The sequence below is a fragment of the Terriglobales bacterium genome (assembly GCA_035457425.1).
In the GTDB taxonomy this organism is placed as follows: domain Bacteria; phylum Acidobacteriota; class Terriglobia; order Terriglobales; family Acidobacteriaceae; genus JACPNR01.
On sequence record DATIBR010000004.1, the window covers coordinates 1 to 5,867 of the forward strand.

The following is a 5,867-nucleotide window of genomic DNA, read 5'->3' on the forward strand; positions in this document are numbered from 1 at the left end:
CTTCGAATAAGCCTCCAGCTTCTCCAGCGCGCTCGCCAGGGCGTACGGATTGCCGGTCAGCCCGGCGCCCGACTCGTCGGCGCCGTACTCGCGCTCGCGCGAGACCCAGAGCTGGATGAGCAGCGCCGCGAGCGGGGCCAGGATGAGCATGAGCAGCGCGGCCAGCGGGCTGCCGCCGCGGTCGCGGTCGCGCCCGCCGCCGCCGAACCACATCGCCCAGCGCGCGATCATGGTGATGGCGCCGGCGATGGTCGCCGCGATCGAGCTGATCAGGATGTCGCGATTCCGCACGTGTCCCAGCTCGTGCGCCAGCACGCCTTCCAGCTCCTCGTCGGTCAGCAGCTCCAGGATGCCGGCGGTCACCGCCACCGAGGCGTGCTGCGGGTTGCGCCCGGTGGCAAACGCGTTCGGCGAATCCGTGGGGATGACGAACAGCTTGGGCATCGGCATGCCGGCGCGCTGCGTCAGCCGCTCCACGATGGTGTAGACGCGCGGCAGCTGCTCGCGCGTCACCGGCTGCGCGTGGTACATCATCAGCGCCAGCTTGTCGGAAAAGAAGTAGGTGAAGAAGTTCATCCCCACGGCGAAGACGAAGGCGTAGATCATGCCCCGCTCGCCGCCGTAGTAGCGCCCCACGCCCAGGAACAGCAGCGTGAGCGCCGTCAGCAGCAGCGTGGTCTTGAAGACGTTGGTCATGGCTTGTAAGGATACGGATGCGGGGAGGTCAGGGTTCGCTGCGAAAAATCGAAAGGCGCCGGCGAGCGGCCGGCGCCTCCCAGGTCTCGCGTGGCTACGCCGCGCGCCGGCTGCGCGGCCGGTACTCCGCCACGCCGTCCGACAGATCGGTCATGCCGGTGACGGCCGCGATGGCCACCCCCTGGCCGCGGAAGAACATCGCTTCCGGCTCGTCGCCGAACATCATCACGCTGGGCAGCGCAGCCACCAGGCCCGCGAAGCCGGCGTCGATGCGCCCGTGCGTCTCCAGGCTGTAGACCGGGGTCAGACCGCCCGGCATGTCGGTCATCATCACGTTGCCGGCCTGGAGCGCGCCGCACACCATCGCGCCCAGCGCCGCCCGCTTGTTCTTCTTCCACAGCAGCGCGCCCGCCAGCACGAACGCCCCCGCGCTCGCGTAGTCGATGATCCCGTGCGCCTTCGGCGAGAGGACCTTCGGCATCCGCTCTGCCAGCATCGTCACGCCCTTCTGCATGAGTGCCATAAGAAAAACCCTCCGCCCAGAAAAGATGCGGAGGGGAAAAGCCGTGTTGGCGGAAAACGGGCGGCAGCTCACGAATCCGACGGAGTCTTAGCCGCTCTCGCGCTCACGCGCGCTATTTCTGCCGGCTGAGAGCCCTTTGCAGCGTGACGTCGAGCGCGTCCTTGTGCTTCTTGTATTCCTCGGGCGAGAGCTTGCCCGCCAGCCGCTCGCTCTCGAGCGCGAACATCTCTTCCTTGAGCGCGTCGAGCAGCGCTGCCGAGCGCCCGTTCGAGCCGGCGCGCACCACCGGTGCGGCCGCGGCGGCCGGGCGGACCGCCGCCTTGGGCCGCTTGGAGAGCTTCACCGGCTTGGTCGGGTCGATCTCTTCTTCTTCCGGAGCGGCCGGCTGCTGGTAGAAGAACCACGCGCCCGCGGCCAGCAGCACGACGAACCCGCCCAAGATCCACCAGATGTACTGTTGCAGCGGATTGGGCGCGTCGATCGGCTTCCCGATGCCGCCGCCCGGGCCTTCGCGCGTCCCGCCCGGCTGCTCGGCGTTCGCCTCGCCGCCCACCGGGCCCGGCGACTGCGGATTCTGCGCATCCGGCGGGAAGGTGCCCGTCCCCGAGATCTTGAAAGCGATGTTCGCCTTCGGCTGCACGTTGGTCGCGACGCGCACCGTCGCGCCGCTGTCGTCGGGCATGCCCTCAAAAAGCGATGGGTCCGCGGGCGCCAGCTCCACGCCCTTCGGCACCATGACGACGAAATGTTCCAGCACGCCGTCGGGCGCGGGCTTCCACTCGAAGCTGCCCGCGTACGGCAGGTGGTAGGCGATCTGGAAGCGCGTCTCGCCCGGGCGCAGCGGGAACATGAAGGCGTATTCGCCCGGCTTCTTGCCGGGGATGGGGCTGCCTTGCAGCGGCATCCCGGCGCCGGTGGAGATCAGCGCCGAATCCATCGTCGCCGTCGGCGGCACCTTGATCTCGAAGTTGCGGTCGCTCATCTGGGTGCGCGGCGGGCTCGACTCGTTCTTCACCACGTAGAGTTCCGTGATGTTGAGCTGCCCGCTCTGCGGCTCCAGTCGCACGATGTTCATGCTGGTCCGCACGCCCGGCACCTTGGGCGCCGAACTGAAGACGTCCACGTCCGCCGCGGTCGTGCCCGGAGGCGCCTGCTTGTGATACGTCACGTCCTGGAACACCACGCGGATGAGGTGCGGCGTGGCGTCGTTGTCGAGCGCGATCTTGTAGCGGCCCTGGCCGTCGGTCTTGGTGCGGCCGGCCTCGTCCATGCCTTCGGCGAGCTTCAGTAGGATGACGTCGGCGCCCGCGGCCGGCTTGCCCGTCGTCTTGTTGGTGACGGTGCCGGTGATGTCGGCGGCCAAAGCGAGCGGCGAAAGAAGAAGGAGAAGAAAGAGGGCGAGGAACCGTTGGCGTGCCATTCTGGTTTTCATTCGGCGGCGGCCATCTCGGCCTGCTCCAGTTGGTCGATCTCGGCCAGCAGCGCGGCGGCTTCCTCTTCCAGCGAGTTGCGCAGCCCCTCGAAGTCCTCGGGCGAAAGCTTGCCGGCCTTGTTCTCGAAGTTCAGGTCGCGCAGGTTCTCGTACACCACCTCGCGACGCTCGCGCAGGTACTCCAGGCGCGTCTTCTGGTGTTTGGCGACGTAGCTGCGCTGCGGCCAGAACACGTAGACCACGCAGCCCAGCGACAGCGCGATGCAGGCGGCGGCGATCATAGCTCGGTCTCCCTTCGCGCGCGTTCGCGATACTCGTCGAGCGGCGCCCCCGCGGCGGCCGTCGCCGGCAGCGGCTCCGCGCCCGACTTCCAGCGCCGCACCAGCAGCGCCGCGAAGAAGGTTGCGGTGCCCAGCACCAGGAACGGCACCACCCACGCCACCAGGTTGAAGCCCGAGGTCGTCGGCGCCGCCAGGATGGTGTTGCCGTACTTCAGGACGAACTCCTGCGTGATGGCCTCGTCGCTCATGCCCTTGTCGAGCATCTGTTGCAGCTCGCCGCGCATGCGGTCGGAGTACGAGCAGCCGACGTGGTTGCACTCCAGCAGGATCTGGTTGCAGCCGCAGGCACAGATCATCCCGTGCCCGAGCGCGCTGAAGCGCGTCGCCGTATCGCCCGCTCCGAGGAACACCAGCGCGAGGACGGCGACGAGAGCGAGCTGCGCAAAGCGGCGCTTTCCTGAAGTCCGAGGTCCGAAGACTGAAGTCTGGTTTTTCATCAGTCTCCCTCCACCGCGACCGGCTCGCGCAGCGCGACCCGTTCCTGCGCCGTCGCTGCCTGCATGTTGGGGAAGAGCGCCACGATGGTGCCCAGCACCACGATGATCACGCCCACCCAGATCCACGACACCAGCGGGTTCAGGTACGCCTTGATGATGGGCTTGCCGGTCTCGCTCATGCCCGCGAAGACCAGGTACAGGTCGTCGCGGATGGTCGAGCGGTTCGCGACGATGGTCCCGGGCTCGTTGTTCGCCTTGTACAGCCGCTTCTCCGGATACATCATCCCGACGAACTTCCCGTTCTCCGAGACCTCCAGGATGGCGGCGTCGGAAACGTGGTTCGGGGTGTCGTCCTGCGTGAAGCTCTTGCCGACCAGGGTGTAGCGGCCGAGCTCCAGCCGGTCGCCGAAGCCCATCTCCTGCTCCTTCTCCTGGTTGAAGGCCGTGCCGGCGAAGCCGATCATGATCAGCACCACGCCGAAGTGCACGAGATACCCGCCGTAACGGCGCGTGTTGCGCCGCGTGAGGTGCAGGATCGCGCCCACGATGTTCTCGCCCGTCTTGCCCGCGATCACGCGCGCGCCGCGGTAGAACTCGGCGAAGATCGTCACCGCCACCAGGACGGAGAGCACGATGGTGGTCCACGCATAGAACTCGGAGGTCGAGATCCACGGCCGCGCCCAGCCGGTCACGATCATCACCAGGCCGAGAGCGATCGCCGCGACCGTCGGCACGGTGAAGTTGCGCCGCAGGCTGCCCAGCGAGGTCTTGCGCCACGCCAGCAGCGGGCCCACGCCCGTCAGCACCAGCAGCAGCAGCCCCACCGGGATCATCACGCGGTTGAAGAACGGCGGACCGACGGTCACCTTGGTCCCTTGCACCCACTCACTCAGCAGCGGGAACAGCGTGCCCCACAGCACGGTGAAGCACGCCACCACGAACAGCACGTTGTTGAAGACGAAGCTCGACTCGCGCGAGACGATCGACTCCAGCTTGTTCTCCGTCTTCATGAAGTCCCAGCGCCAGAAGAAGAAGAGGTTGCACACCACGAACGTCAGGAATAGGAAGACGATGAACCACAATCCGATGGACGACTGCGCGAACGCGTGCACCGAGCTGATCACACCCGAACGCGTGAGCCACGTTCCCAGGATGCACAGCATGAACGTGGTGAAGATCAGCCACATGTTCCACTTCTTCAGCATGCCGCGCTTCTCCTGCATCATCACCGAGTGCAGGAAGGCGGTGCCGGTGAGCCACGGCAGCAGGGAAGCGTTCTCCACCGGGTCCCAGCCCCAGTAGCCGCCCCAACCCAGCACCGAGTACGCCCAGTGCGACCCGAGGAAGATGCCGATGGTCAGGAAGCACCACGTCACCATCGTCCAGATGCGCGTGATGTGGATCCAGCGCTCACCGGGATACTTCATCGCCAGCGCCGCCAGCGCGAACGCGAACGGCACCGTGAACCCGACGTAGCCCAGGTACAGCATCGGCGGGTGAATCACCATCTCGGGATACTGCAGGAGCGGGTTCAGGCCGTTGCCGTCTTCCACCACGCGCGCCGCAAGGCCGAACGGCCGCGCCGCCACGTTCACCAGCAACAGGAAGAAGACCTGGACGCCCGCCAAGATGACCGAGGCGTACGCGAACAGCTTGGGGTCCGACTTGTGCCGCAGCCGCAGCACGAAGCCGTAGGCCGCCAGCAGCCACGCCCAGAACAGCAGCGAGCCTTCCTGCCCCGACCACAGCGCCGAGAACTTGTAGATCAGCGGCAGCGCCTTGTTGGAGTGCTGCCGGATGTACTCGATGGAGAAATCGTTGGTGAAGGTCGCGTAGACCAGGGCGAACGCCGCGCCGGTCACGCAGACGAAGCTGGCGATGCCGGCCCGGCGCGCGGTCTCGCTCAGCGCGCCCGACTGCCGGCGGTGGAAGACCAGCGCCAGCAACCCCACAAAAAAGGAGTAACCGGCCAGCGCAAGCGCGATCAGGAGCGCGAAGGTACCGAAGAACGCCATGAGGGAGTCATCTATTCTTTCAAAGACTTACGACCCACGCAAACCACGATAGCGGCTGCCTTTGCGAACCGGCTGTGACGTACGTCACACCGCGATGGTCATCTTTTATCTGCCTGGAGGGCAGCCTCGCTTGGCGGGGTCATTTTGGGCAGGTGTTTCGGTTTTTCTTTGTTGCGATGGCTCGCTCCCGCCCGCGCGCTCCGATAATCCTGGCGTAGCACAAGACGTCTTCATTCTCGGAGCCGTTATGCAGAACATCCTCATCGCCGACGACGAAGAAGGCATCCGCGAACTGATCGAGGCGACCCTCGGCTCGCCCGACTGCCGCATCCTGCAAGCCGCCGACGGCGCGGCGGCCCTCTCCCTCGCCCATCAATACCTCCCGGACCTGATCATTCTCGACTGGATGATGCCGAAGCTGAG

6 protein-coding genes are annotated in these 5,867 nt (G+C 66.4%); all 6 read right to left on the bottom strand.

Annotation, left to right across the window (positions count from 1 at the left end):
- Positions 1 to 696, bottom strand: a 696-nt coding sequence (locus tag VLA96_00255; GenBank protein ID HSE47619.1) for a M48 family metalloprotease, incomplete at its 3' end; no start/stop codon positions are given.
- Positions 697 to 790: 94 nt separating this feature from the next.
- Positions 791 to 1,219 (bottom strand): hypothetical protein, encoded by a 429-nt coding sequence (locus VLA96_00260; protein HSE47620.1) that lies wholly within the window; start codon positions 1,217 to 1,219, stop codon positions 791 to 793.
- A 112-nt stretch (positions 1,220 to 1,331) separates the two neighbouring features.
- A complete protein-coding gene (locus VLA96_00265; GenBank protein ID HSE47621.1) occupies positions 1,332 to 2,639 on the bottom strand; it encodes a hypothetical protein in 1,308 nt (435 codons plus the stop codon).
- A gap of 8 nt (positions 2,640 to 2,647) precedes the next feature.
- A complete protein-coding gene (locus VLA96_00270) occupies positions 2,648 to 2,932 on the bottom strand; it encodes a hypothetical protein (protein HSE47622.1) in 285 nt (94 codons plus the stop codon).
- Positions 2,929 to 3,429 carry a cytochrome c-type biogenesis protein CcmH gene (locus tag VLA96_00275; GenBank protein ID HSE47623.1) on the bottom strand — a complete coding sequence of 167 codons (501 nt, stop codon included), beginning with the start codon at positions 3,427 to 3,429 and terminating at the stop codon, positions 2,929 to 2,931. The genes VLA96_00270 and VLA96_00275 overlap by 4 nt, the downstream gene beginning before the upstream one ends.
- A complete protein-coding gene (locus tag VLA96_00280) occupies positions 3,429 to 5,444 on the bottom strand; it encodes a heme lyase CcmF/NrfE family subunit (GenBank protein HSE47624.1) in 2,016 nt (671 codons plus the stop codon). The genes VLA96_00275 and VLA96_00280 overlap by 1 nt, the downstream gene beginning before the upstream one ends.
- Between the last annotated feature and the right edge of the window lie 423 nt (positions 5,445 to 5,867).